Consider the following 24,243-nt stretch of genomic DNA (forward strand, 5'->3'; position numbering starts at 1 on the left):
CGCTCCTTATTTTAGTGCACCGCTAAAAGTCAACGCACCATTTTAGCATATTTATTTAACCTCTAGCTTTAAGACCTCACAGCTAAAGACCTAAGACATAAAAACTGACAAGGGGAAAAATTTCACCCAAAGTCTAATCTCTTTGTCCGCAAAAACTTTGGGCTTAAAGGTTAAAGCTTGGATTTCTTGGGTTTCTTGGTGGGGATACACTAGCCACACGCTCACTTTTTTAGTGGGGGTGCAAGTGGCGTATTTGCTCGTATACGCCCACATTTGGTAAAGGTCGGCATGTGTGATGTCTTGTTGTGTGTTTATGGTTTTCCATTTTGTGTCTAAAATGGTGATTGCTTCCTCTTGCCTTAGCACAATATCCGGGCGCATAGGGAAACAACTTTGGGAGTTCTCATTTTTTGCTAAAAATTTCCTTTGCTCTTGTAAGCGCACGCTCGCATTTTCACCTTGACAACTCTTTTTAAGCCAAAACCCCACAAAGGACTCAAAAAGTCTTTCCATAGGGAAGAGCAACGCATAGGCATGGTTTGTCCCACTGTAAGGAGTCAGAGATTTTTTACGCAAGAACAGATCACACCATGCCAAAAGATTTTCATACTCTTTAAAACGGCTGGCATGCGCGCTCTTGGCAAAATCTGCCTCGATGTTTTTGCTAGGATTCACCTCATCAAAGACAAAGCGCACAGCATTTAACTTTTCTTGGCTCTTAGGACTCAGGCTCAAGGTTTTAAACATTCCAAGCGTGGATTTGATGAGTCGATTGGGCGGGTTATCTAGGCTATATTCATCGCTGGTCGTGTAAAAGCGTTCTTTGTGAATCATGTTGGTTTTGAGATGGTTAGCAAACTCTAACTTGCCCTTAAGAAAAGGGCGATTTTGCGACACGCTTAAGTAATCCCGCTTCAATCCCCGTTTGATAAGCTGGGCGCATTCCTCTAAAAACATCTGAATAAAAACATCTAGCAAGGGCAAATGCGCGCTACTGAGCTGAGAAAATTGGCTCTGTTTAAAGGGCGCGTCTTTGAGAGTAACTAGGCAATTATACAAAACCTGTTTAGCATGGCAGAGGGGGCAATTAGATTTTTGTAGGGGTTCTAAGTTGGTCTGTGGCTTGATAAACTCTTTTACTTGATCTTGAAACTTTGCGCGATCGAGTCTAGGGATTTTCATTTTGCAGGCGCAATGTTTCTTTAAATCCTCCTTTTTTAAATCCCGCCCGCAAATCTTAGGCAGTATCTCAATGCAAAAGCCCTGAATTTGGATCAAGCCCACATAATTTTGGGTTTTGAGGGTGTGCTTATTTTTAAACCTCAAAAAGGCGTGGTTGTCCTCTTGGTGGGCGAAGTCTAAAATGGCCCCCCATATTTTGGGGGCTTTCTCCTTTTTCTCCCCTAGACGCTCCTCGATGTCCGCTCGGTTGAACTCTTGATATTCGGCTAAATACAGCGTGGGCGTGGTTTTCATGGGTTAGGGGTTGGTGCGCTAGATTCAGTGGACATATTGTTATCCTCTATCGATTCCTTATCCTCTTCATTTTTTAGCTCCACCTGATCGTTGTATATTTTTTCAAACATAGCAACTTGCCATGGACCCGGTTTGATTTGATAGACTTTTTTATCGGAATCCACAAAATCCTTAAGGGATCGCGCTATATCCGTATTGACTAGGGCTTCATTCTCTTTCTTAAATCCGTGCATTGTTTTAGACAATAACATTGTATTATCATTCAACACCGCATTGACTTTGGCGTGGTCGTCATAAAAATACTCTTGCAAAAGCGGGATGATTTTGTTTTTAAAACAATCTTGCAAACTCTCTAGGTCTTTTAACCCCAAAAAGTAACTATGTCCGATGGTGTGGTTTTGATCGAGCAAAAACTCAATACGGGCATTCATCGCCTCTAAGAGTTGTCGCAAATTGACCCCAGCGCAATCTGCATTAAGTAAACTCGAATCGGGCAACATCTCCACAAAGCTAAACCTACGGCGCAAAGCGGTGTCTAATAGGGCAATGCTACGATCGGCGGTATTCATGGTACCTAAAATATAAAGATTGTCGGGCACACCAAAGGGTTTTTGGCTGTAGGGTAAGGTAACTTTTAATTCTTCCTCCCGCCCGATGCGTTTGCTCGCCTCAATCAAAGTGATGAGCTCGCCAAAAATCTTAGAGATATTGCCCCGGTTAATCTCGTCAATGATGAGAATGTAGGGCCGATGAGAATCCTTGCTAGCCCTCTTGCACATTTGCTTAAAAATCCCATCCTCAATTTGGTAAGCCACTTGATCGCTATCCATTTCGGGTCTAATGCCCTCGACAAATTCTTCATAAGAAAAACTTTGGTGGAAGGTGACAAACCCAATGCGCCCCTCTTGTTTATAAGAGTCAAAAAGAGCTTTAGCCTCAGTGCGCTCCATTGTGCTGATGTCATGCTCTAAAATTTCTAAAGCCTGATTGATCGTGTTGTAGGTTTTGCCCGTGCCCGGAGGTCCGTAGAGAATTTGGTTGAGGGGAATTTTAAAGGGGGTTAGATGTTTGAGGTCTTGTGCAATACCCGTGGATAAAGGGTCTGTTGGCCTAAAATCTGTGGGCACGATGGTGTTAAACCGTGTAGCTAATTCTAAAAAGTGATCAGCAATTTTTTCTCTAAAGGTGTTTAAATCCTGCTTGACATGCGCATAAAGGGCTGTGCCTCCTTTGGCAAATAATTTTTGATAAGCGGGGCACTTTTGGCACTCTTGCTCTGTTTCGAAAGCATGGGCAATATAAATGGTAAAGACTTTGGGCTGTGCCTTGCGCGCATAGGTGAACCAAATGTAAAAACCCTTTTTGGGGGTTGCACTCTTAGGGCTACTAAACCACTCTTGTAAGGTGTCCTGTCTAAAAAAGGCGATCGCAGGCTCATTGGCAAGGTTACCAAACCCCGGGCTCATCACACACACATACCCCCATGCTTTTAAAAAGGCATTTAATCTGTCTTGCAAGGCATGGCATGCCCTTCTTGGAGCTTTTGGAGTTTGCATGGTGCTGTTTGCCACAGTAACATCTACCAAATCCACAAATTCCCCAAACAGATCTGTAAATTGCCCCCTTTGTTCTGCGCTCCACTCTAGCTTTTCCATTTGTATCCATGCCATCCAATCCATTTCCCTTACAGCTTCAAACTTGTCAAGAATAAACCAAAATTCTACACTAAAAATCCTCTCGAATCTCCAAATTTACCCTCAATATCCCCAAATGCGCTAGACTTAAGCAAAAAGGCACAACATACTAGCGATGGTTGGGGCGACAATGTTAGCGGTGGGGGTAACTTTTTACTACATTTTGAAAAAATACCATCCGATTTTTGTGTTCTTGTGTGCGGGATTGGTGCTCTTGGTGGTGGGGCATTATCTCACAGGCACGCCCATCCTAAAGACCCCCCAGCGCACAACTTCGCCCAAGTCCTCTTAAATGCCTTTGCTTTCATTGCTCTTACTTTTAAGCATAGCCTAAGCGGGATGGGGCTGATCATCATGAGTGTGGCGGGTTTTGCCGCTTACATGAAACACATCCACGCCTCGGCTAAACTCGCCTACCTGAACAACCGCCCCCTTAGCAAAATTAGCAACAAATATCTAGTCTTGAGCGAGACCTTTGTCGTGGGGATGGGCTTAAAGATTGTGATCTCTAGCTACACGGAGCCCTTGCTCTTGCTTTGAGCCTGCATTTATCCCGTACTGCTCGCTTTAAAAATCCGCCCCATCACGGCGGTGTGTGCTCTCACTGATCGCCCTAGATTATGGCCCTAAAGATGGCAACACCATCAACATGTCGGACATGGTGGGGCAAAAGGACAATATCGTGGGGCTTTTCTTGCACCATCAAGTGTGGGTGGTGCTCGCCTACACCGCTGTGCTCGCCTTGTTGATCCCCGTTTATTTTGCGTGGGTGGATCAAAACGACAAGGCCAAAAACCGCCTTTGTGCGCAAGCCGAACAACTAGAGATCAACAACCCCCCCTGCCCAAGTTTTTATATTCTCTTCCCTTGGTTTCCTGTGTGCTTGCTCTTTGGGGGGTATTTTCTAGGAGTGAAATTAGATGTGGTGAGCGCAAATTTTATCAGCATTGCCATGGTCTTTTGTGTGGAGTTTATCCGCCATAGGGACGCTAAAAGGCTGGGGGCGGGCATGGCGGCGATTTTGCAGGCAATGGGAGAAATTTTTGTGAGTGTGGTGAGCATCATCATCGCCGCAAGTGTCTTTGCCACAGGGCTTAAGAGCCTAGGCAGGATCGCACTTTTGACCCAAAGTTTAGGGGGCTTGCAAAGGCGGTGGGGGCTTGTGGGTGGTCGGTTTGGTGATGGCAAGCTTGGCGTTCATGGTCTATGGTTTTTCTGTGGTGATGGGCAGTGGGATCGCCGCCTTTAACGCCTTTGGGCGTTTAGCCCCAGACATTGCCACTAAAATGGGCATTGAGCCCATTAACTTAGTCCTGCCCTTAGAGATCGCCTCTTGTTTAGGGCGGGCCAGCTCGCCCATTGCCGGGGGGATTTTAGCTTTAGCCGGCTTTGCTAAAGTCGCCCCCCTAGAGATCATCAAACGCACCTACCCCTTATTGCTCGTGGGCATGGGGGTGAATTTAGCGGTGGGGGTGGGGTTGGTGGCTTAGGTCTAGTAAAAGGACTTTAGTCTATCTATTTGCCTTTTTAAGCGAGTTGTATGGAGCATACAAGATGCCATAGAATTTAAATATGTTCAACCTTGTGCGCCCTGTGCAGGGGGTAACTCTCTCTAATTCTCTCTTGGCTTCTTGTCTCCTTTCTATCTTAGGAGTGCTCTTATAAAACTCTTTAAATCATATTCTATTGTACTGAGTGGGTGTTTGGACATGTTAGACACCTTGTTGGCAAGCAAAAGTAGATACAAGAAGACAGTTAAAACAGATGTGACATTTAAAGAGGCCCTTAAAGACTACAAAAACAAAAACTACCGTGTAGCCATGCAGAAGTTTAAAATAGCGACATTAGACAATCCAGAGTCTTACTGCTACACAGCACAGATATATCTCAATGGAGAGGATGCACAAACAGACTATCAAGCAGCTAAAGAATACTTCCAAAAGGCGATCGATAGGGGGAGCAGTCTAGCCCTTAACGCTTTAGGGTCGATGTATTATATTGGGCAAGGGGTACCTAAAGATTTGGTACAAGCTAGGGAGTATTATCAAAAAGCTAGCAATGGAGGATATGCCGAGGCTTCTACGAATTTGGGTGTACTGTACGAAAATGGACAGGGGGCCCCTAAAGACTACACCAAAGCCTTGGCGTATTACCAAAAGGCAGCTAATGAGGGGGATATAACAAAAGCTGTACAATATTTCAAAAAAGCTGCAGATATAGGGCTTGTCGAGGCTTATAAAAATTTGGGGATGATGCACTGCCATGGACAGGGCGTTGTTAAAGACTTGAAGAAAGCCATAGAGTATATGCAAAAAGCCTGTGACATGGGAGATGAAGAGGCTTGTACAGTTCTAAGCAACTAAACCAAACAAGGGAAGCGAATATCTATGGAAATTGAACGCGTAGAGCAAAGGGGCACTAAAGTCTATGCCTACGATGAAAATGGCGAGAAACTTTTTAAAAAAACGGGGGAGTTGGTGCGTTACACGAGCAAAGCTGTCTTTGTGAGGCGAGGGAACAAGATATGTAAGATGGATGCTTACGGCTATGTGGTGGATCCAGATGTCAAGGATGAGGGGGTGGTGGTACTTTGGTGGGTCTTGTGGTGGTGGGGTTGTTGGGTTGGGGGGCTGGAAACACTTTGGGCATTCGAGCAACAGCCACCGCGCCACCCAAACACATTCTTTTAGCCAAGAATACAGCAAACGCGCCGAAATTTTCCACGATGTGATGGGACTCTTCACAGAACAAAAATACAAACAGGCTTTAGAATGCTTTGAGTGGCCAGCGCAAATCAAATACCGCCTCGCCTTTAGCTCGTATATGGGAGGTCAGTGCGCCTATAAAGAAAAACACTATAAAACGGCGATCCATTTTTACCAACAAAGCCGTGCGCTCAAAGAGCAGGCCAGCTACACCACGATTTTATTAGAAAACCTTGCCAATTCCTATAAAGCTCTTAAAGATGAAAAAATTACGCACATTACAAGCACTTATTGGCGCAACAAAAAACCAAACCTCCCTACATCCACTCAATGATTTGGGCGACATCTTTGGCTTCGTAGCAGGCGATGGGCGTGTTTAAACTAGGTTTTTTAGGCACAATCGCCTTTAAAAAGCCGTAATTCTCCATTTCTTTTAAGCGCACATTTAAATTCGGCACTTCTTGCACCGAGCCGGTTAAGCCCACCTCCCCGATGAAGGCGGTTTTATTGCTGATCGGGCGGTTTCGAAAGCTAGAGAGAATGCTGGCGATCACAGCTAAATCCGCGCTCGTTTCGCTGATTTTAATCCCCCCAGAGACATTGATAAACACATCGTAGCGGTTTAAGGGGATTTCTAGCTTTTTCTCTAGCAGGGCTAAGAGCATGTGCAGGCGGTTGGTGTCAAAGCTCGTGGCGAGGCGTTTAGGGTTGGCTAAAGAGCTTTCACACACTAGGGCTTGGATTTCTAAAATCAACGCCCTTGAGCCCTCAAGCACCACACTTAAGGCACTGCCCGCTAGGCTTTGCTTTTGAGAGAAAAAGAGTTTAGAAGCCTCCTTAGCGCTCATCAAGCCCTCTTGGTGCATTTCAAAAATCCCCACTTCGCTGGTCGCCCCAAAGCGGTTTTTAAAACTGCGTAAAATGCGTAATTCTCGACTCGGATCGCCCTCAAAGTAAAGCACAGAATCGACCATGTGCTCTAAAACCCTAGGGCCGGCGATCGAGCCCTCTTTAGTGATGTGCCCGATGATAAAAATGGCGATTTGCTCTTGCTTGGCTAGACGCATCAAATCAAAGGTGATCTCGCGCACTTGAGAGATCGAGCCGGGAGCCGAGCTAATGGCACTGGAATAAAGGGTTTGTATCGAGTCGATCACACACACGGCGTAATCTTGCCCGAGTAAATGCGCCTTGATCGTGTCTAAATCAATTTCATTGAGTAGATACAGCTTTTCTTGCACGCATTGTAGGCGATCGGCTCTTAGGCGAATCTGCCCTGCGCTCTCCTCCCCGCTCACATACAGCACGCTTAAACCCGTGCCCGCTAGCCCGCCTGCCACTTTTAATAACAGCGTGCTTTTACCCACGCCAGGAGCTCCCCCGATGAGATACAACCCCCCGGGCACAATCCCTCCGCCTAGCACAATGTCTAATTCCTTTTGCGTGGAGCTAAAGGTGCTAATGCTCTCCTGTTCTACTTTAGTGATCGAAACCGCTGAAAGTGTGGGCGTGTTTTTAAAGGGTTTGAGACTCTCTTTTTGTGGGCTACTCAGTTCAACAAAACTTTCCCACTGGTTGCAATTATTGCACTTACCCAACCACTTAGGGCTGATAAAGCCGCAATGTTGGCACTCAAAGACCCTAGATTTTTTAGCCATCGGCTTTAAAAATAGCGTCTAGTAGGTTTTTGACATACTCCATTTCCTCAAAAGCGATCAAATCGTTTTCTTTCTCTCCCACGCCTAGATATAAAATAGGCAGTTGTAATTCGTATAAAATACTCAAAATACACCCCCCCTTGCTGGTGCCATCTAGCTTCGTCACAATCACCCCATCTAACTCTAAACTCTCGTGAAAAATCTTAGCCTGCTCTAGGGCGGAGCTGCCCTGCGTGCCGTCTAAAATTAAGATTTTATAGTAGGGGGCGTTGTTTAGTGCCTTGCTACACACCCGAGAGATTTTTAAAAGTTCGTTTTTGAGATTGGTTTGGTTGTGTAATCTGCCGGCGGTGTCGATGATGATTTGATCCATCCCTCTAGCAATCCCCGCCTCAATGGTGTTGAAAGCGAGCGCGCTAGGATCGCTATTTTGTCCCGCGCTAATCACCTCTAATTGCAACTTCTCCCCCCAAAGTTGGAGTTGTTTCACGGCTGCGGCTCTAAAGGTGTCCCCCGCGCCTAGCAAGACTTTTTGTTTGTTTAATAGGTGCTGTTTGGCGAGTTTAGCGATGGTGGTGGTCTTGCCCGCCCCATTGACCCCCAAGATTAAAGAAACTAAGGGCTTGGTGTCTAAGGGCTTTAAGCGCACTTGGTCGTAGTAACTTTCCTTGCGTAAAAAGCGCATTAAGGCGACTTCTAGGTGATTGCGCTTGATTTGATCGGGCAGGTGTTCTAAGAGCTTTTCGACTAGATCAAATTGCACATCAAAGCCGATTAAGATTTCCTCCATCTCTTCTTTGCTAAAGGTCGCATCTTTGTTTTTAAGCAATGAAGCGACATTTTGGATTGTTTTTTTGAAGAAGTTAAACATTATTTTTTCTCTGTATCTATTAAATCTTGTAAATCTTTGGCGAGCATTTCCTCCAAAATCACACCTCTGTAATTTTGGACCAACTGCCCTTGTTGGTTGTAAAGCAAAAAATAAGGCAAAGGCCATGAAGTGCTTTTCAACGCCACAGCAAAGCGGGCTTTATCCATGGGGTTAAAGAGTGCAAAATGGGGCTTATGGGCTTTGGTGTAAGCGTCTAATTGTTCTTGAGAGTAAGCCTTGCCCAGCAGGGCCAAAAAGCGCACGTCTTTAAACTCCGCTTGCAAGTGGTTAAAAAGTGCAATATAGGCGGTGTTTTTGGGGTTTAAATCCAAGACCATGATCAAGGTGGGCATGGGGGTTTTGTTTAAAACCTCTAAAACCTCATTCACGCTTTTTAATTGCAATTCTTGATGGTTTTGATCCAAAAAGTGCCAAACGGAGGGGGTGCTCTCCTTAGGTTTTTCTTGACTTTTGGAGTCAGAACACCCCGCAAAGGCCAACAACAGCACCACCACACACACTAAAAAACGCATGCTAGACCTTGAACTTTGCCAATTCTTGATCGAGCACCTGGGCGACCTCGTTTAAGGACTGACTGGCTTTGCCTACATCCTGCACGCTTTGGTGGTTGAGCACGGCTAGGCGGTTGATCTCTTGGATGCTTTGTACAATCATTTTTGTGGTATCGGCCACACCTTTAAACTCGTGCACCGCTTGGCTGGTAGCTCCGATCACGCCTTGGATGTTCTCCACATTGGAGTCGACCATCTTTTGCAAAGAGTGTGTGAGCTCAGAGGTCTTGAGAATGTCTTGAGCATTGGTGTGTAAATCGTGGCTGATGGTGCCCACGCTTTGCACCACTTCATTAATGGCACTGGCGATCTCAGCTAGGCTGCTTTGGGTTTTTTCGGCAAGCTTACGCACTTCATCGGCCACCACCGCAAAGCCCCGTCCATGCTCGCCCGCCCGCGCCGCTTCGATCGCCGCATTGAGGGCTAATAAATTTGTTTGTCCGGCAATGTCTGAAATCAAAGTTAAAACAGATTTAATGTTCTCGGTGTTCTTGGAGGCTTCATCTAAGCGGTTAGAAAATTCCATGCCCAACTTGGCTTTGTTGGCTAAATTCTCGTTGAAGGACTGGATCTGCGTGCGGATTTCCTTTAAAGTGCTGTCGGTTTGTAAGATGTTTTGGTTATTTTTATCTGCATCCTCCACTCCCCTTAAAATATTGCTAATGATGTTATCCCCATTTTCTAAGGCGGTGTGGATGAGGTTTTTACCTTCTTGGGTGTGTTGCTCGACATCGTTCACGCTTGTGTAAAGGGCGTTGGCAATTTGGTGATTCTGCGCACCCAACTCTTTTATTTTAGACACCATGCCCTGTATCTTTTCAAGCAAAAGGTTAATGTTAGAAGAGATAGTGGCGATTTCATCTGTACCCCTAACCTGTAAACGCTTGGTTAAGTCTCCATTGTCAGACACTAACTGCACGATTAAATCGCGTAGTTGGATGAGGGGGCGGCACAAAACCTCAATCACCCCAAAGAGAATAAAAGGCACTCCAATGAGCGCGATCACAGAAATGGTGAACATCATGGTTTGGACACCATGTAGGTTCTTAAGGACATCCTTTTTGAAGACAACAGAAACCACTTTCCAACCTAAGCTGTCAATCGTGCTGTAAACATAGAATTTCACCCCTTCCTTGCTGTTCCTTTTAATGAAACCAGAGGAAGTGGTTAAAATTTGCCGGCGCAATTCCTGGTCGTTGGCGTGATACTTACTGCCCTCTTGGTAAACTGACGATCCCAACACAACCCCATTGGCATCCAAGAGATGCACCCTTTGTTTTTTAAAATAAGTCGCGATGACGGATTCTAAAAGGCTATCCAAATCAATATCTAGAGCCAACACTCCCTTAAACACCCCCTTTTGTTTCAAGGCTAAAGAATAAGTAACAATGGTCTTTTTTGTATAAGCGTCTATATAGGGTTGAGAAATGGAGATACCCGGAGTGGTTTTGGCATTTTGGTACCAACTGCGCACCCTTGGGTCGTACCCAGCGGGTTCCTTGCCTTGTAATTTAAAGATGCGCCCATCCTCAAAAGCCATATAAATGTCGGCTGAATTTATATTGTCACTTACAAATTCTAAAATTTGTTTCACGCGTTCCATGTCATTTAAGGGAATCTTTTCAAAGGAGAGAGCTGTCCGCCTTAAAACGGAGCGGGTGTTGTGATCCCACTCTTTAATCGTGGAAGATAAAACATTGACCGCAGTTTTGAGTGAGGCTTGTGCTTGTTGGGTTAAGTTATTGCGGATCTTCACCCCGATGATCACGATGGTGGTGCCAAACACCAAAATAAGCAACACCGCCAACGCCAAAACAATCTTTGTCTTAAACCCTAGCTTCACATGCAAATTCATAAACACTCCACATCTTGCTACAAAAGCCAAAACTTCATTATAACGCAAATCACGCAAATTAGCCTTTCTTTGGAGCAGAGCGTCTAGGCCAACAAATGCCCCATGTGTTTAAACTGCCACACGCAAGCATAGGGCTTAAAAAACTCTAACGCCTCTTTGGGCTCTAAGAGCGGATCGGCTAAACCCAAAAACACCTCTACCACCACGCCCTTACTTTGCAAAAACGCCAATTTTTGGGGGTCTAGGGGGGTGTAGAGCAAATCCTCTAAATCTTCAGCACTGCCTGAATGCGTGTAGCCCTCTAGGCTTGAGTCTTGTTGTAACAAATCCACCCATCCAATATTTTTAAAAAAGGTTTGCATATAGTTTTGGGGGTCTTTTTTGTAACTTAAGACTTGTAAGCGCTTAAAGGCGGCGGGTTTGAGTGCCAGCATGCAAGGCGAGATCAGCATTAACCTTTGCACTCTACGCCCTGCCTGCACTTGCTTGTAAGCGTGCTCTAAAGCTTTAAGCGCGCCATAGCTAAAGCCCGCAATGTCATAAACCCCGCCATCCTTTAAAATCCACGCAAATAACACACTCTCCCCCCTAAAGCCAAAGCCGCTAAAATACAACATCACACAAACGAGCGCAAAATCTCTTGGATTTGGGCTTTGCTTAACTTCTCTTTGTCTAGCAGGGCTTGTGCCATCGCCTGCACCTGTGCCTTGAAGTTGCCTAAAAACTCTCGTTGCTCCGCGTAAAGTGTGCCAAGAAGTGCCTCTACATCTGCCCGATCCCCGATGAACTTATGCCCCATGCCATACTCTTCGCACATCTTTTTTGCAGTTTCTAGGGCCTGCTTTAAATCGTCTTTAGCCAAAGTGTAGCTTTCTTTAAAGAACAAATCCAACACAATCATCCCACTTAAATGCACCTTAATGCTGTTATTCATCTCACTCTTGCTTAAAATGCGCCGATCGCTTGCCATCAAAAACTCCCCCACCAAGAGCACCTTATCAAACTCCACCTCCAACCAATATGCGCTAAGGGCCTTCGCGCTTTGATAAAGGGCGTATAAATTCTTTTCCTGTTCGCTCAAAGTTACATTTTTCTTTTTGCCAAAGGCGATTTTGTCTTTCACCTCTAAAATGTCTTTCATGCTAATTTGCGCCGCGTTGCGCCTTAGGGCATTGAGTGCGCTCTCATTGACTAAAGAAGAGAGCATCGCCCCGCTAAAGCCCACGCAAATTTTTGCCACCTCCAAACAATCTAAATTGTGCTGCTTGTCCTGCAAATAAGACTCTAAAATCTGTATACGCTCCTCTAAGTCGGGCAGAGAGATAAAAATGCGCCGATCAAAGCGCCCGCTTCTTAAAAGTGCCTCGTCCATCACATCAATTTTATTCGTAGCCCCGATCACGATCACCTGAGAGCTTTCCTCAAAGCCGTCCATCTCGGTTAAAAGCTGGTTGAGCGTGGCTTCTCTTTCATCGTTGCGCTGGTGTCCTCTGGCCTTTCCCACCGCATCGATCTCGTCAATAAACACAATGGACGGGCTAAAGGCTTTCGCCTTAGCAAAGAGTTCACGCACCCTTTTAGCCCCCACGCCTACATAAATCTGCACGAATGCGCTTCCGCTGTGGTAGAAAAAAGGCACCTTTGCCTCCGCAGCTAGGGCCTTGGCGATCATCGTCTTACCCACCCCCGGGGGACCTACCAGCAATACCCCCTTAGGCAACTTGATTTTTAAATCTTGATATTTTTTGGGGTTTTTCAAGTAATCTACAATTTCATACAATTCCTCTTTCACCTCTTTCGTGCCGGCCACATCTTTGAAACGCACGCTGGGAAGCGTGGCATGTAGGGTGGGCATGGGCGCGCTTGGGCGCGCTTGGGCGGCATCCATGGAGGGTTGCAGCAACGCCTTTTTACTCCACGCAAGACGCAAGATCACCGCCAGCAGCACCAAAAAGAAAAAGATGATCACGACATTTAAGAGTTGTTGGGTGGTGTTGTCCTCAGCCAACACCTCAATGGGGATATTCGTGGGAAATTGCATCGAGTCGGTCCAGCCCAAACGGGCGGTTTTGTAGATTTTAAAACGGGTTTTTAGGTAAATGTAGCGGCTGTCAATTTTAATGCTTTGGATTTTTTCACTACGTAGCAGGGCGTTAAAATCTTGGATACTCACAAGCCTTGTGGGTTCTCTAAAAAAGAGAAACACCACAAAGACCACCCCCACCAAGAGCGCAAGGCCGCCAATGATCGCCTTGTTATAGCGCCGCAATGTTGGCATCACGCTCCACCTCGTAATCGTTTAAAACCACCCACTGCCCGCGCAAATCCTCTTGTGAATTTAAGCGCACAGGGTTAAAGAATTGATCGTGCCCCACATACACCCCCTCCTTAAGCCCCTCCACCAGTACCTCTAACGCCACACCCTGTGTCTTTAAATTTTGCCTAAAGGCGAGGTTGTTTGCTTGTACGCGCTCTTTGATTTGCTTTAGGCGGGCTTTGGCAATGTTGCCCCTTACTCTGTTTGGCATTTTGCTTGAAGGCGTGCCATCGCGCACGCTGTAGATGAAGGGGTGGATGTGGGTTAGGGGGAGTTGTTTGAAGTTTTCTAGCGCCTCTTGCCAAATGTTTTCGTCTTCGTGGGGGTGTCCCACGATAAAATCCGTGCCGATGGCAAAGCCCTTGCGCGCCACCTTTTGTAAAAGGGCTAAATCGCTGTGGGTGCGGTTGCGCCGGCGCATCCAGCGCAGCATCGTGTCGTGGCTGTGTTGCAGCGCGATGTGTAAATGCCGCTCTAAAATGGGGTGATCTAAGAGCTCTAAAAACTCCGCGTCCATTTGAGCGGGTTCTAGACTACCGATTCTCACCCGCTTTATGGGGGTTTTGGCAATCTCTTTGATGAGCTTAGCTAGGCTATCGCCTCGATCGAGCCCAAAACTGCCGACATTCGTGCCCGTTAAAACCACCTCTAAAACCCCACTCTCTGCGAGCAAATGGATTTGCTTTAAAATGTGTGTGCGCTCTAAGCTGCGCGATTTGCCCCTAACTTGGGGGATGATGCAATAACTGCACCTAAAATCGCAACCCTCTTGGATTTTGACAAAGGCTCTAGTTTTACCCACAAAGCTTGTTAAAAGCGTGCTCTCTAGCTCTTGCTGTTTGTCCTCGTAAAAAAACCCCTCTTGGCGTAAAAGGCGGTTGATTTGCGCCTTGTGGTCGTGCCCGAACACCCCGCTCACTTGTTTGGTCTCTAAGAGTTTGCGCCCCTCTTTGTTCGCCCCGCAGCCGGTGAAATAGACCTTTTTATCCAAAGTGTGCATTTTTTTCGCATAAGCCCTTGCGCTGTAGTCAGCATCGTTGGTAACGGTGCAAGAGTTTAAAACCACAATATCCGCCTCCTCCTCGCAAGCGGTGTTTTCAAAGTCCTTTAAGTGCGCCAACATAACCTGTGTGTCAAATAAATTGGTGCGGCAACCGAAGGTTTTAAAATAAACTTTTTGTTTCATAGGCGTAATTCCTTGTTCTCAAACACGCTGTTTTTGTTCCCAAACCCATCACCCTCGCTTTGCACGAACTTGGTCGTGCTGTAGGCGATGAAAATGTCGGGTTCTTTTAAAAGTGCCTCGATAATATCACCAGAAATCTTAGATTTCAGCGCAAGCGTGGCGTAAGAGTTGGTTTGGTACCACACGCTGATGTGGATGCCCTCTTGCTCTAGGACCATAAACACCCGTGGGTTGGCACTCGTGTTGCGTAGGGAGTATTTGGTGCGCATGTTGTTCATTTGCTTGTAGGTCATTTCGGTGTATTGCTTGGCTTGGGTGTTGGCGATGTCTAGGGCGATTTGCATGGCTTTTTTGTAGTTGGAATCAAAAGTAACGCAAAAGACGATCCCATCCCAAACGGTCTTCATGCCAAAGTGGCTGTAATTGCAAAGCAAATTGCTAAAAATGTAGTTATTGGGGACAAAAATGATGCGCCCCGCCCGGCACTCGTTGTTTTTGTAGCTGGTGAGCGTGACATCCTCTAAAATCGTGGTGTAAAGGGCGGAGATGTCGAGCACATCGCCCACATAGGCGTGCCCGTCTTTCACCACCTTGATGCGATCGCCCACATGGATATTGCCCTCAATCAAAATCATAAACCATCCCAGCACACTCATGAATAAATCGCGCATGGCAATGGCGATCCCGGCACTGGCAAAGCCTAGCACCGTTACAAGGTAGGACACATTTTCTAAGTAAGCAAAAAGAAAGATCAACACCACCACATTGGCGTTGACAAAGTTGATCGCCTTGTTGATCGTGTAGGCACGCTCGTTGCTGTGGATGTATTTGTGGCTGATCACTTTAAGTACCCACGCTAAAACGATGCTGACAAGGGCGATTAGAACCACATAAATCAGTTTAAAAATTTGGTCCTTGATTTGGGATTTAATGTTGGATTCTGCCTCTTCAATGTCCTTAGCATAGACATCCATGCTCGTTTTTAAAAGGTTTTGTGCCCCTTGCAATTCAATTTTTTTCACCTGTTCTTGATAAATTTTCTTGGCTAAGTTCTCGGGCACTTCTTGTCCGCTTTCCCTTTGTAACTTCTCTAGCTGTATCAGCACCTCTAACTCTTGATTAATCAAGTCCAGCACTTCGCGCAAGCTCTTTTTGTGGTGCTTCATTGTGGTGTATTTGGCTTTGATTTGCTTGATAAAGGAAATCCCCGTAACAATCGCAATCGGGTTTGTGATGCTTGGGATATTGGCGATGTTGGGCTTTTCCACCAACTCTTTAAAGGGGTTCATTTTATACTCTTCAAGCAATTCCTCTTGATATCTGAGGGCTTTTAAGGTGTGGTTTAGAGTGCTGATTTTTAAGGTGTCGCTGTTCTTTTTATTTTTAAGGGATTTGATTTGGCGTTGGATGGCTTGAATCTCTTCATAAATCTGCTCGTAACTCTCAAAATTACTGAACTTCTTTAACCAAATATTGTCGCTCGTTTGGATCTTGTGCTCTAAATGCGTGGCTTGTTCTTGTAAGCGTTGGATTTGTGTGCTCTCTTGCGCTAAAATTAAACCAACACAAGCCCACAACGTCCAAAAAACCCTAAACACACGATCCCCATCAAATGAACTAAAGACATAGTCTAACACAAGAAACCCACACTTTAGCCACATAAACCCCACAATAAAATGCTAAGATAGAGAGAAAGGCAGGACATGCAAACCCACTTAAACCAAATGTCTAAAGTGAAAAAGTGGCTCATCAAATGGAAAACACGCTCTCTTAGCAAGCGCCTTAATGTTTATATCTTGATTTTATCCGTATTGCTCTTCTCAGATCGGTGCAATTTGCAAGCCCAACTGGAGAAGGCAAAGAGCTATCTTGGGAGTATTTTAAATGCGCGTCTGGCTTTTTGGGTGTTTGAGCGTATTTGTGTTAATGTGGCGGACTACGCCCTAGACGAGCATTTATACCTGAAAGATCGCATGCGTGTGTTTGAGCTCTTGGTGCAAAATATCCAGCTTTACCACATTGTCCTAGACATGTGGGATGATGAAATCTACCAAGACCAACGGGACATCCTTAAAATCGCTGTGCAAAACGCTTACGACAAACGCTACAACCTAGATGCTGAGAGCCAAAGGGCGTTAAACTACCAAATGCGTTTGTTTAAAAGATGAAGTTAAAAATGGTGGCCACGATTGGACTCGAACCAACGACCACTACCATGTCAAGGTAGTGCTCTACCAACTGAGCTACGCGACCGTAATTCCGTAGGAATTATTTAAAAGGGCTTTCTAATAAAAACGGACATTATACCTTACTTTGTTTGTCTCTTGCCTTAAAGCTCTTTAAAATGAGCAACCCCACACCCACATCGATCAACACATCAGCAAGGTTAAAAATCGCAAAGTCAAATTTATAGTGCCAATAGACATAGTCAACCACATGCCCGTGCACAAAGCGATCGAGCACATTCGAAGCCCCCGCCCCCAAGACGAGCCCAAAGGGCAAGGCGTTTTCTTGAAACAACGCCTTTTGCCGCCACAAAAACATCCCAAGCCCTGCCAGCAGCACCACTTGCAAATACTTCAGCCACACCCCCAAGAAGTGTAGCATGGAAAACGCCACACCTTTATTGTAGGCAAGCACGATAGAAATCACAGGGCCTTCATAGCGCACGCCATGCAAAATAAACTGCTTGACAATTTGGTCGGTAACAAGGGCAAGCCCAAAGGTGAGCCAAAATTTGAAGGTGCAAGTCAATTCAAATGCTCTTTAAAAAACGCCTGCAGCTCTTGAACCCGCTTGTCTAAGAGGGTTTGCTGCTCCCCTTCTAGCAAAATGCGTAAAATGTTTTCGGTGCCTGAGTAGCGGATCAAATGGCGCAAGCCTTCTTGCTCTAAGCTTTTAAGCAACTCTTCAAAACCGGGGATTTGCTCTAGGGGCTTTTTGTGCTTGACGCGCACATTTTCTAAAATTTGGGGGTGCAGCTCAAAGGGGTTTAGCACCACGCTGCTGGGCTTGTTGTTCTCCAGCACGCAGGCAGCCACTTGCAATGCGCTCATGATCCCATCGCCCGTTTTGGCGTAATCGCCAAAGATGACATGCCCGCTTTGCTCTCCCCCGAAGTTGATTTGGTGTTCTTGCATGCTTTGGCGCACGAGTTTATCACCCACCCCACAGCGCACAAGAGCGATGCCCTGCTTTTCTAAGTAGGCTTGCAGGGCTAGATTGCTCATGGTGGTTACCACGATTTGGTTGTGCACCAGCTTTGCCTTTTGTTGTTGGTAGGTGGCTAAGACCCCAATGAGTTTATCCCCGTGCACCACTTCGCCCAAATTATCCACCACCACGAGCCGATCCGCATCCCCATCTAAAGCAATGCCTAAATCCGCCCGGTAACGTTTGACCTCTTGGCTGAGTTCTAGGGGATAGAGTGCGCCACATTGCGCGTTGATATTGCTCCCATTGGGCTCATCGTTGATGACAATCACATCTGCCCCTAGTTCACTAAAGACAATGGGAGCGACCTTATACCCCGCGCCATTTGCCGTGTCTATGACAATGCGCATGCCCTGCAGACTTAGGTGTTTAGGAAAAGAGTTTTTTAAATGCACGATGTAACGCCCGATCACATCGTCAATGCGCTTAGAACTGCCGATCGCCACCCCACACTGACAACTGCTCTCAAGCCGCTTCGTGTCGTCAAAGATTTTTTCAATCTCTTCTTCGCTCTGCCGCTGGAGTTTATCCCCAAAGCGGTCAAAAAACTTAATGCCATTGTCTTCAAAGGGGTTGTGGCTTGCGCTGATCATCACCCCCGCATCGCAACGCATGTTCTCTGTCAAAAACGCAATGGCAGGGGTGGGCATGGGCCCGATTTGCATCACATCGTAACCCACAGAGGTCAAGGCACTCACAAGGGCATTTTCAATCATATACCCACTCCTGCGTGTGTCCTTACCCACTAAAATTTTATTGCTCGTGGCCTGCTCTTTGAAGTAAAGCCCGGCGGCTAGCCCTAAGCGCATCACAAACATGGGTGTGATCTCCACGCCCGCCTTGCCCCGCACCCCATCTGTGCCAAAAACCATGCCTTGTCCTATTTAATCAGTCTTTAATGCTTTTTTAGATAGAATCCTGCCATATTATTTTTGATAAAAGGATTAAGTAGTGGCTAACCATAAGTCCGCTGAGAAAAGGATTCGCCAAACCATCAAGCGCACCGAGCGCAACCGCTTTTATAAAACCCGTATTAAAAACATCATTAAGGCCGTGAGAGAAGCCGTTGCCAGCCACGATGTGCCTAAAGCCCAAGATGCGTTAAAAGTGGCGAATAAGGAACTACATAGATTCGTCAGCAAAGGGGTCTTAAAGAAAAACACCGCTTCTAGGAAAGTGTCCCGCCTAAACGCCAGCGTGAAAAAGATCGCCCTAGCCACCGCCTAAGCTGTGCTGTCTAATAAACTTCAAGCGATCGTAGACCGCTACGAGGCGCTCGCCCACGCTCTCACCCAGCCCGAAGTTTTAGCCGACATCAAGCAGCTCACCGCCCTAAGCAAAGAGCAAGCCGGGATCGAAGAATTAGCCCAAGCCGCTAAAACCTACCTACGACTCTTAGAGGGCATCCAAGAGAACAAAGCCCTATTAGAGGATAAGGAGCTAGGCGAGCTTGCCAAAGAAGAGCTCAAATCTCTAGAGGAGGAGAAGAACACCCTAGAGGAGCGCATAAAGGTATTGTTGATCCCCAAAGATCCCAACGACAATAAAAATATTTATTTGGAGCTAAGGGCCGGCACGGGGGGCGATGAGGCGGGGATTTTTGTGGGCGACTTGTTTAAGGCCTATTGCCGCTACGCCGACTTGAAGCGTTGGAAAGTGGAGATCGTGAGCTCCAGTGAAAACAGCGTGGGTGGGTATAAGGAGATGATCGCTTTGATCAAGGGGCAGGGGGTGTATTCAAGGCTCAAATTTGAAGCGGGCACGCACCGCGTGCAAAGAGTGCCTGAAACCGAGTCGCAAGGGCGCATCCACACATCTGCCGTCACCGTGGCGATCATGCCCGAAGTGGACGATGTGGAGGTGAATATCAACCCCAGCGATCTACGCATTGAGGTTTTTAGAGCCGGCGGGCATGGCGGGCAGTGCGTGAATACGACGGACTCGGCAGTGAGGATCACCCATGTCCCCACTGGGATCAGCGTGTCCATGCAAGATGAGAAATCGCAACACAAGAACCGCGACAAGGCGTTAAAAATTTTAAAGGCCCGCTTGTATGAAAAGCAGATCGAAGAGCAACAAGAGGCCAACTCCGCCAGCCGCAAAATGCAGGTGGGTAGCGGGGATCGCAGTGAGCGCATCCGCACTTACAACTATCCACAAAACCGCTTAAGCGATCACCGCATTAATTTGACTTTATACAGCCTTGAGGAGTTGATGCTCTCGGGCAATTTAGACCCCGTGATCGAACCTCTAATCGCCCACGCACAGGCACAGGGTTTAGAGCAGCAAGGAGAGTAACATGGTGGCACTTTTTGGCGGGCAAGGCTCGCAGACAATCGGCATGGGGCAGGACTTATGCGCCAACTTCAGCTTAGCTAAACAAATGTGTGAGAGGGCAAGCGACCAACTACACACCGACATGGCTAAACTCCTTTGGAGCGAAAACCCCCTAATCAACCAAAGTGCCTACACCCAAAGCGCGATTTTTTTGGTGTCTATGATGGCCTACGCCATCTATCAGCAAGAGGGGGGCAAGCTGCCACAACTAGCCCTAGGGCATTCACTAGGAGAAATTAGTGCCAATGGAGCGAGTGGGGCCCTAGATTTAGAAAGTGGACTGAAGCTTGTCTTTGAGCGGGGGCGTTTGATGGAAGAGGTGTGCGCTAAAATGGGGCAAGAGATGGGCATGCTAGCGGTGCTTGGAGCGGACATTGCCCTCTTGGAGTCCTTTTGCTTGCAGGCAAGAGAAGCCGGGCAGGTGCTCTATGCGGCCAATTTTAACGGCACTCAGGTCGTGCTTGCGGGGGCTAAGGCGTATTTACAAAGCCTAGAGCCTAAAAGCTTTGGGGCAAAAAAATTAGTTCTACTGCCCATGAATGTCGTGAGCCACTGCCCCCTTTTAGAGCCGATGGTGCAACCTTTTAAAGCCCTACTAGAGCAACATTTAAAAGACAGCTACAACTTTGGCGTGGTGTCTAACGCCACGACCCAAGTCTATAAAGACAAAGAGGGGGCACTGGAGTGCTTGGGCGTGCAGCTCACACAGCCCGTGCGTTACAGCGATTGCGTGGGTGTGTGCGAAAATAAAGACTCTGTTTATGTGGAGTTTGGCACAAGTGTGTTGAAAAACCTTAACAAACGCCTAAGCTCTAAACCCACTTACAGCGTGGTAGACACCGCCACACTCAAGGAAGCCTTGTTGGCTTAAGTTTGCCCTTTATTTAGGCTTTTTTGCTAGAATAGCGGGCTAATTGAGATTTTGGAGAGAAAATGGCGGTCATCGGTAAATTGGACTCGTTGGCGGGTTTGTTTTCTAAAACCCAGGAGTTGGAGAGTCTTTACACCTACTTAAAGCAAATTTGCGACTCTAAGCACCCCGCTTGCCAAGCCTTATTGCAAAGGCAGGTAAGCTCCATGACAAAAGAATTAACGGCGGGCATGCGCGCTATCGAGATTGTCTATAACCCTGAGCTAGGCACGCTTGAAACACATAGAGAATACATAGACTTTTTATTAGTGGTGATGGGGGGCGAAATTTTGCACCTAGCTGACAAGACCGATTTAAGTGTGCTTGCCCCCTACAACCCTGAAAAAGACCAAGAAACCTACCAACACAACAGCTTATGTTACCAAGTGCCCTTGCATGCGGGCATGCTTGCGGTTTTATTTAACCACGATGCCCACACCACAGAAGCCAAAAGACCCGGTCTTGTCTACAAGGTCGTGGTGAAAGTCCCTGCCAGTCTCGTTAAATTTAAGCTGTAGAGTTTTTATGAAGTATTTGTTTTTTATTGTTGGCTTAGGCTTGCCTTTGTTGGCAGAAACTTTAGATGGCATTTACAAAACCCAAGCTTTTTTATACATGAAAAGCTCCTATGTGGAGTTTTTTAAATATGGGGATCGCTACTACGCCTATGGGATCGCCAATGTGGATGGCTCGCCCGCTGGCAAGGACATTTACAACAAAGACCCGGCACTAAGGGATCGTAGCGACAAGGGCGTGGTGTTTTTGTATGGGCTCACCCGTGTGTGTGGCAACACCTACAAAAATGGCAAGGCCTATAACTTTTACGATGGGCGCACTTACTATGTGCAGATTCACCAAGATAAAAACGGGGATTTAAAGTTTTTACCCAGCCTTGATCGTCGGGGTTTCTTTGGCAAGACTTTTATTTGGAAAAAAGTGAGCGAGGGCTACTTAAAAGAGAAGGGCATTAAAAAGCCCGACTTTTCAGGGGTGCTGCAGACCCTCAAACAACTCCCTAGTGGGTCTTGATCCACTCTAAAGCAATTCTTGCTGCATTGGTGGCTGCCCCCACGCGCAACTGATCGGCGACACACCATAAATGCAAGGTGTGGGGGTCAAAGAGATCGTTTCTCACCCGCCCCACGAAGGTTTGGTCTGTGCTTGTGGCGGTGATGGGCATGGGGTAGAGTTTCTGCTCGGGATCGTCCACCAAGACAACATTAGGCGCATTTTTGAGCACTTCTTGCGCCTCTTTGGCACCCACGGGGGTTTTAAAGCGGACACTGATGCTCTCGCTGTGGCTTCTTAACACGGGCACCCGTACACAGGTTGCGCTGATGGGAAAGCTAGCGTGCATGATTTTATGGGTTTCATACACCATTTTAAGCTCTTCTTTCGTGTAGCCATTGGGCATAAAAATATCAATTTGGGGGATCACATTTAACGCTAGGGGGTGGGGGAAGACCTGTGCGTGGGTGCTGCCCGCCATTTGCGCCTGCAACTCCTCTAGCCCCCTTTTACCTGCCCCACTTGCAGCTTGATAGGTGCTCACCTCCACGCGCTCAACGCCAAAGGTCCTATGCAAGGGGTTTAAGACCTGCACCATTTGGATGGTGGAGCAATTCGGGTTAGCGACGATGTTTTTAGGGCAATGGGCTAAATCGCTGGGGTTGACCTCAGGCACCACTAAAGGCACTTCAGGCTCAAGGCGGAAAAAACTCGTGTTGTCGATCACCACCGCCCCCGCTTGTGCCGCCACAGGGGCTAACTGCTCGCTCACCTTAGAGCCTGCGCTAAAAAAGGCAATATCCACCCCTTGAAAGCTTTTAGACGTGGCTTGTTCTAGGGTGTATTCTTGACTGAAAGCGTGGATTTTCTGCCCCGCACTTCTTGCGCTCACTAGGGGCAAAAAATGCCCTATGGGGAAATTGATCTCCTCTAAAATACTGATGAGCTCTGCGCCCACAGCCCCACTTGCGCCCACTAGAGCAATGTTGTAGGTTTTCATTCGCTCACCATACTAAGAGCTCTTAAAAAGCTCAAATGGTTGAATTGCATGCCCGTTGTCATGTTTTTCAAGGTTAAACTCTCCTTTTTGACTTCTTCTTCTCCTAAAACCACCACGAACTCATGCCCCTTGTGGTTGGCGTAGCTGAAGGGTTTTTTTAACTTCTCAATCTCGGGGTATAGTTCGGTGTTGATCTCACTTTGACGGAACTTTTGGGCGATTTGGCTCGCATACACAAAGTGCTCAGGCTGCATGCACACCACCAAAACCCTAGCGCTCGTGGATTTATTCTCCACCAATTCTAATTCCTCCAAAGCCACCAGCAAGCGATCTAGCCCAATAGAAGCCCCCACGCCGGGCAAGTTTTGGGTGCTAAAACTGCGGGTTAAATTGTCGTAACGCCCCCCTGAGCATACACTGCCTAAACTGGTGAGCTGGTTTAGCGTGGTTTCATAAATGATGCCCGTGTAGTAGCCAAGCCCCCTAGCAATAGAAAAATCCACCCTAAAATGCTCGGGGTCGATCTCTAGGCTTAAAAGCAGGTTAAATAACTCCTCTAACTCCTCTAGGCCTTCTTTGATTAGGGGGTGCAGTTCTTTTAGATATGCCACGCTTTTAAAGAACTCGGCGCAGTCCTCTTCTTGTTTGGTGTTTAAAATCTGCAAAAGAGGTTTGAAGTCTTGGCTAAAGTGCTCACCAAGCTCTAAAAGCACGCCCTGCTCGCCGATCTTGCCAAGTTTATCTACAATGCGTAAGAAAGTGATCACCTCTTCGCTTGAATGCAGGCCAAAGTGGGCACACAGCCCGTTTAGAATTTTGCGGTGGTTGATCCACACGCAAAACTCTTCTAAATCTAGGGCCTTTAAACTAGAGATGATGACTTGGATCACTTCGCTATCGCACAATAAACTATAACTGCCGATGAAGTCAAAATCGCATTGTGTGAACTCGCGATAGCGCCCCCTTTGCGCCCTCTCTCCCCTAAAGACATTGCCAATGGCGTAGCGTTTGAAAGGCAAGCCTAGGGCGTTGTGGTGCTGGGCGATGAAGCGGGCTAGGGGGATGGTTTGATCGAACCTTAGCCCCACTTCTCTTTTGCCATGGTCTTTAAAAAGGTAGATTTCTTTTTGGATACCGCCCTGCTCTTGGGTAAGGATGTGGGCGTATTCTAAATGGGGGGTTTCAATCGGCACAAATCCAAAGCTTTTAAACACACGGGCGAGCTTTTCAAGCACGGCCTGTTTTGCCATCGCCTCTTTGGGGAGTCTGTCCTTGAAACCGCTCAAGGTCTTGGGGGTGATCATCGCTGTCCTTATATCAAATAGAAGGGCTATTATGTTGCAAAAAACCTTTTAACCCTGTTAAAAAGGGGGCTTGCTGGCTTAAAATTTTGTGAAATTTTTTAACGCCTCCTAAAGTCCACTCCTAGACTCTTATACCA

23 protein-coding genes, 1 tRNA gene and 1 pseudogene are annotated in these 24,243 nt (G+C 46.8%); 10 read left to right on the plus strand and 15 right to left on the minus strand.

All coding sequences use genetic code 11. The features are described 5' to 3' along the window. Positions 1 to 90: 90 nt before the first annotated feature. Together QUE23_RS08900 and QUE23_RS08905 are read right to left on the minus strand one after the other, a co-directional pair. A complete protein-coding gene (locus QUE23_RS08900) occupies positions 91 to 1,476 on the minus strand; it encodes an McrC family protein (RefSeq protein ID WP_286348648.1) in 1,386 nt (461 codons plus the stop codon). Next, positions 1,473 to 3,131, minus strand: a complete 1,659-nt coding sequence (locus QUE23_RS08905; protein WP_286348649.1) for an McrB family protein — start codon at positions 3,129 to 3,131, stop codon at positions 1,473 to 1,475. The genes QUE23_RS08900 and QUE23_RS08905 overlap by 4 nt, the downstream gene beginning before the upstream one ends. A 154-nt stretch (positions 3,132 to 3,285) precedes the next feature. Here QUE23_RS08905 and dcuC point away from each other — a divergent pair. The 4 genes and pseudogenes from dcuC (at position 3,286) to QUE23_RS08925 (ending at position 6,209) form a co-directional block, all read left to right on the plus strand. Continuing rightward, positions 3,286 to 4,660, plus strand: a pseudogene (dcuC, locus tag QUE23_RS08910) (C4-dicarboxylate transporter DcuC). Between the two features lie 276 nt (positions 4,661 to 4,936). After that, entirely contained in the window at positions 4,937 to 5,533 is a 597-nt protein-coding gene (locus tag QUE23_RS08915) for a tetratricopeptide repeat protein (protein WP_286348650.1), read from the plus strand. Positions 5,534 to 5,557: 24 nt separating this feature from the next. Next, positions 5,558 to 5,860 (plus strand): hypothetical protein, encoded by a 303-nt coding sequence (locus QUE23_RS08920; protein WP_286348651.1) that lies wholly within the window; start codon positions 5,558 to 5,560, stop codon positions 5,858 to 5,860. Beyond that, positions 5,793 to 6,209, plus strand: coding sequence for a hypothetical protein (locus QUE23_RS08925; RefSeq protein ID WP_286348652.1), 417 nt, complete (start codon positions 5,793 to 5,795; stop codon positions 6,207 to 6,209). Before QUE23_RS08920 ends, QUE23_RS08925 begins: the two co-directional genes overlap by 68 nt. Here QUE23_RS08925 and radA read toward each other — a convergent pair. From radA to QUE23_RS08965, 8 genes are all read right to left on the minus strand, one after another. Then, the gene (gene radA, locus QUE23_RS08930) at positions 6,193 to 7,533 is read right to left on the minus strand and encodes a DNA repair protein RadA (protein ID WP_286348653.1); all 1,341 of its coding nucleotides are present in this window, start codon (positions 7,531 to 7,533) and stop codon (positions 6,193 to 6,195) included. The genes QUE23_RS08925 and radA overlap by 17 nt on opposite strands. After that, the gene (gene ftsY / locus QUE23_RS08935) at positions 7,526 to 8,404 is read right to left on the minus strand and encodes a signal recognition particle-docking protein FtsY (protein ID WP_286348654.1); all 879 of its coding nucleotides are present in this window, start codon (positions 8,402 to 8,404) and stop codon (positions 7,526 to 7,528) included. Before ftsY ends, radA begins: the two co-directional genes overlap by 8 nt. After that, on the minus strand, positions 8,404 to 8,937 hold the full coding sequence (locus QUE23_RS08940; RefSeq protein ID WP_286348655.1) for a hypothetical protein: 534 nt from the start codon (positions 8,935 to 8,937) through the stop codon (positions 8,404 to 8,406). The genes ftsY and QUE23_RS08940 overlap by 1 nt, the downstream gene beginning before the upstream one ends. A 1-nt stretch (position 8,938) precedes the next feature. Continuing rightward, on the minus strand, positions 8,939 to 10,831 hold the full coding sequence (locus QUE23_RS08945) for a methyl-accepting chemotaxis protein (protein ID WP_286348656.1): 1,893 nt from the start codon (positions 10,829 to 10,831) through the stop codon (positions 8,939 to 8,941). Positions 10,832 to 10,914: 83 nt separating this feature from the next. Beyond that, positions 10,915 to 11,409 carry a pimelyl-ACP methyl ester esterase BioV gene (gene bioV / locus QUE23_RS08950; RefSeq protein ID WP_286348657.1) on the minus strand — a complete coding sequence of 165 codons (495 nt, stop codon included), beginning with the start codon at positions 11,407 to 11,409 and terminating at the stop codon, positions 10,915 to 10,917. A gap of 38 nt (positions 11,410 to 11,447) precedes the next feature. Next, positions 11,448 to 13,109: an AAA family ATPase gene (locus tag QUE23_RS08955; RefSeq protein ID WP_286348658.1), complete on the minus strand. Its 1,662-nt coding sequence runs from the start codon at positions 13,107 to 13,109 to the stop codon at positions 11,448 to 11,450. Next, on the minus strand, positions 13,087 to 14,334 hold the full coding sequence (gene mtaB / locus QUE23_RS08960) for a tRNA (N(6)-L-threonylcarbamoyladenosine(37)-C(2))-methylthiotransferase MtaB (protein ID WP_286348659.1): 1,248 nt from the start codon (positions 14,332 to 14,334) through the stop codon (positions 13,087 to 13,089). The genes QUE23_RS08955 and mtaB overlap by 23 nt, the downstream gene beginning before the upstream one ends. Further along, a complete protein-coding gene (locus QUE23_RS08965; protein ID WP_286348660.1) occupies positions 14,331 to 15,995 on the minus strand; it encodes a mechanosensitive ion channel domain-containing protein in 1,665 nt (554 codons plus the stop codon). The genes mtaB and QUE23_RS08965 overlap by 4 nt, the downstream gene beginning before the upstream one ends. A 42-nt stretch (positions 15,996 to 16,037) precedes the next feature. Between QUE23_RS08965 and QUE23_RS08970 the strand changes: the two genes are divergently transcribed. Further along, entirely contained in the window at positions 16,038 to 16,502 is a 465-nt protein-coding gene (locus QUE23_RS08970; protein ID WP_286348661.1) for a hypothetical protein, read from the plus strand. 9 nt (positions 16,503 to 16,511) lie between these two features. On the opposite strand, the gene QUE23_RS08975 is transcribed toward QUE23_RS08970, so the two are convergent. The 3 genes from QUE23_RS08975 to glmM all read right to left on the minus strand — a co-directional run bounded on the left by QUE23_RS08975 (position 16,512) and on the right by glmM (position 18,419). After that, positions 16,512 to 16,587, minus strand: a tRNA-Val gene (locus QUE23_RS08975). A 48-nt stretch (positions 16,588 to 16,635) separates the two neighbouring features. Beyond that, positions 16,636 to 17,088 (minus strand): signal peptidase II, encoded by a 453-nt coding sequence (gene lspA / locus QUE23_RS08980; protein ID WP_286348662.1) that lies wholly within the window; start codon positions 17,086 to 17,088, stop codon positions 16,636 to 16,638. Continuing rightward, on the minus strand, positions 17,085 to 18,419 hold the full coding sequence (gene glmM, locus QUE23_RS08985) for a phosphoglucosamine mutase (RefSeq protein ID WP_286348663.1): 1,335 nt from the start codon (positions 18,417 to 18,419) through the stop codon (positions 17,085 to 17,087). The genes lspA and glmM overlap by 4 nt, the downstream gene beginning before the upstream one ends. A 79-nt stretch (positions 18,420 to 18,498) precedes the next feature. On the opposite strand from glmM, the gene rpsT reads away from it, so the two are divergent. The 5 genes from rpsT to QUE23_RS09010 all read left to right on the plus strand — a co-directional run bounded on the left by rpsT (position 18,499) and on the right by QUE23_RS09010 (position 21,823). Next, positions 18,499 to 18,774 carry a 30S ribosomal protein S20 gene (gene rpsT / locus QUE23_RS08990; RefSeq protein ID WP_053828087.1) on the plus strand — a complete coding sequence of 92 codons (276 nt, stop codon included), beginning with the start codon at positions 18,499 to 18,501 and terminating at the stop codon, positions 18,772 to 18,774. A 3-nt stretch (positions 18,775 to 18,777) separates the two neighbouring features. After that, positions 18,778 to 19,845: a peptide chain release factor 1 gene (gene prfA / locus QUE23_RS08995; RefSeq protein WP_286348664.1), complete on the plus strand. Its 1,068-nt coding sequence runs from the start codon at positions 18,778 to 18,780 to the stop codon at positions 19,843 to 19,845. 1 nt (position 19,846) lies between these two features. Next, positions 19,847 to 20,755 (plus strand): ACP S-malonyltransferase, encoded by a 909-nt coding sequence (locus tag QUE23_RS09000; RefSeq protein ID WP_286348665.1) that lies wholly within the window; start codon positions 19,847 to 19,849, stop codon positions 20,753 to 20,755. A 62-nt stretch (positions 20,756 to 20,817) separates the two neighbouring features. Beyond that, positions 20,818 to 21,312 (plus strand): YhcH/YjgK/YiaL family protein, encoded by a 495-nt coding sequence (locus QUE23_RS09005; protein WP_286348666.1) that lies wholly within the window; start codon positions 20,818 to 20,820, stop codon positions 21,310 to 21,312. A gap of 7 nt (positions 21,313 to 21,319) precedes the next feature. After that, a complete protein-coding gene (locus tag QUE23_RS09010) occupies positions 21,320 to 21,823 on the plus strand; it encodes a DUF2147 domain-containing protein (protein WP_286348667.1) in 504 nt (167 codons plus the stop codon). On the opposite strand, the gene asd is transcribed toward QUE23_RS09010, so the two are convergent. After that, a complete protein-coding gene (gene asd, locus QUE23_RS09015; RefSeq protein ID WP_286348668.1) occupies positions 21,810 to 22,802 on the minus strand; it encodes an aspartate-semialdehyde dehydrogenase in 993 nt (330 codons plus the stop codon). The two genes, QUE23_RS09010 and asd, sit on opposite strands and share 14 nt — an antisense overlap. Beyond that, positions 22,799 to 24,106 carry a histidine--tRNA ligase gene (hisS, locus tag QUE23_RS09020; RefSeq protein WP_286348669.1) on the minus strand — a complete coding sequence of 436 codons (1,308 nt, stop codon included), beginning with the start codon at positions 24,104 to 24,106 and terminating at the stop codon, positions 22,799 to 22,801. The genes asd and hisS overlap by 4 nt, the downstream gene beginning before the upstream one ends. Between the last annotated feature and the right edge of the window lie 137 nt (positions 24,107 to 24,243).

It is taken from the genome of Helicobacter felistomachi (assembly GCF_030296895.1).
Lineage (GTDB): Bacteria > Campylobacterota > Campylobacteria > Campylobacterales > Helicobacteraceae > Helicobacter > Helicobacter felistomachi.

What these genes read in the sequence shown, in the direction of transcription:
- QUE23_RS08900 (WP_286348648.1), bottom strand. Translation starts at nt 1,476, where the DNA reads ATGAAAACCACGCCCACGCTGTATTTAGCCGAATATCAAGAGTTCAAC.
- QUE23_RS08905 (WP_286348649.1), bottom strand. Translation starts at nt 3,131, where the DNA reads ATGGAAAAGCTAGAGTGGAGCGCAGAACAAAGGGGGCAATTTACAGAT.
- QUE23_RS08920 (WP_286348651.1), top strand. Translation starts at nt 5,558, where the DNA reads ATGGAAATTGAACGCGTAGAGCAAAGGGGCACTAAAGTCTATGCCTAC.
- radA (WP_286348653.1), bottom strand. Translation starts at nt 7,533, where the DNA reads ATGGCTAAAAAATCTAGGGTCTTTGAGTGCCAACATTGCGGCTTTATC.
- ftsY (WP_286348654.1), bottom strand. Translation starts at nt 8,404, where the DNA reads ATGTTTAACTTCTTCAAAAAAACAATCCAAAATGTCGCTTCATTGCTT.
- QUE23_RS08940 (WP_286348655.1), bottom strand. Translation starts at nt 8,937, where the DNA reads ATGCGTTTTTTAGTGTGTGTGGTGGTGCTGTTGTTGGCCTTTGCGGGG.
- QUE23_RS08945 (WP_286348656.1), bottom strand. Translation starts at nt 10,831, where the DNA reads ATGAATTTGCATGTGAAGCTAGGGTTTAAGACAAAGATTGTTTTGGCG.
- QUE23_RS08955 (WP_286348658.1), bottom strand. Translation starts at nt 13,109, where the DNA reads ATGCCAACATTGCGGCGCTATAACAAGGCGATCATTGGCGGCCTTGCG.
- mtaB (WP_286348659.1), bottom strand. Translation starts at nt 14,334, where the DNA reads ATGAAACAAAAAGTTTATTTTAAAACCTTCGGTTGCCGCACCAATTTA.
- QUE23_RS08965 (WP_286348660.1), bottom strand. Translation starts at nt 15,995, where the DNA reads ATGTGGCTAAAGTGTGGGTTTCTTGTGTTAGACTATGTCTTTAGTTCA.
- QUE23_RS08970 (WP_286348661.1), top strand. Translation starts at nt 16,038, where the DNA reads ATGCAAACCCACTTAAACCAAATGTCTAAAGTGAAAAAGTGGCTCATC.
- glmM (WP_286348663.1), bottom strand. Translation starts at nt 18,419, where the DNA reads ATGGTTTTTGGCACAGATGGGGTGCGGGGCAAGGCGGGCGTGGAGATC.
- QUE23_RS09000 (WP_286348665.1), top strand. Translation starts at nt 19,847, where the DNA reads ATGGTGGCACTTTTTGGCGGGCAAGGCTCGCAGACAATCGGCATGGGG.
- QUE23_RS09005 (WP_286348666.1), top strand. Translation starts at nt 20,818, where the DNA reads ATGGCGGTCATCGGTAAATTGGACTCGTTGGCGGGTTTGTTTTCTAAA.
- QUE23_RS09010 (WP_286348667.1), top strand. Translation starts at nt 21,320, where the DNA reads ATGAAGTATTTGTTTTTTATTGTTGGCTTAGGCTTGCCTTTGTTGGCA.
- asd (WP_286348668.1), bottom strand. Translation starts at nt 22,802, where the DNA reads ATGAAAACCTACAACATTGCTCTAGTGGGCGCAAGTGGGGCTGTGGGC.
- hisS (WP_286348669.1), bottom strand. Translation starts at nt 24,106, where the DNA reads ATGATCACCCCCAAGACCTTGAGCGGTTTCAAGGACAGACTCCCCAAA.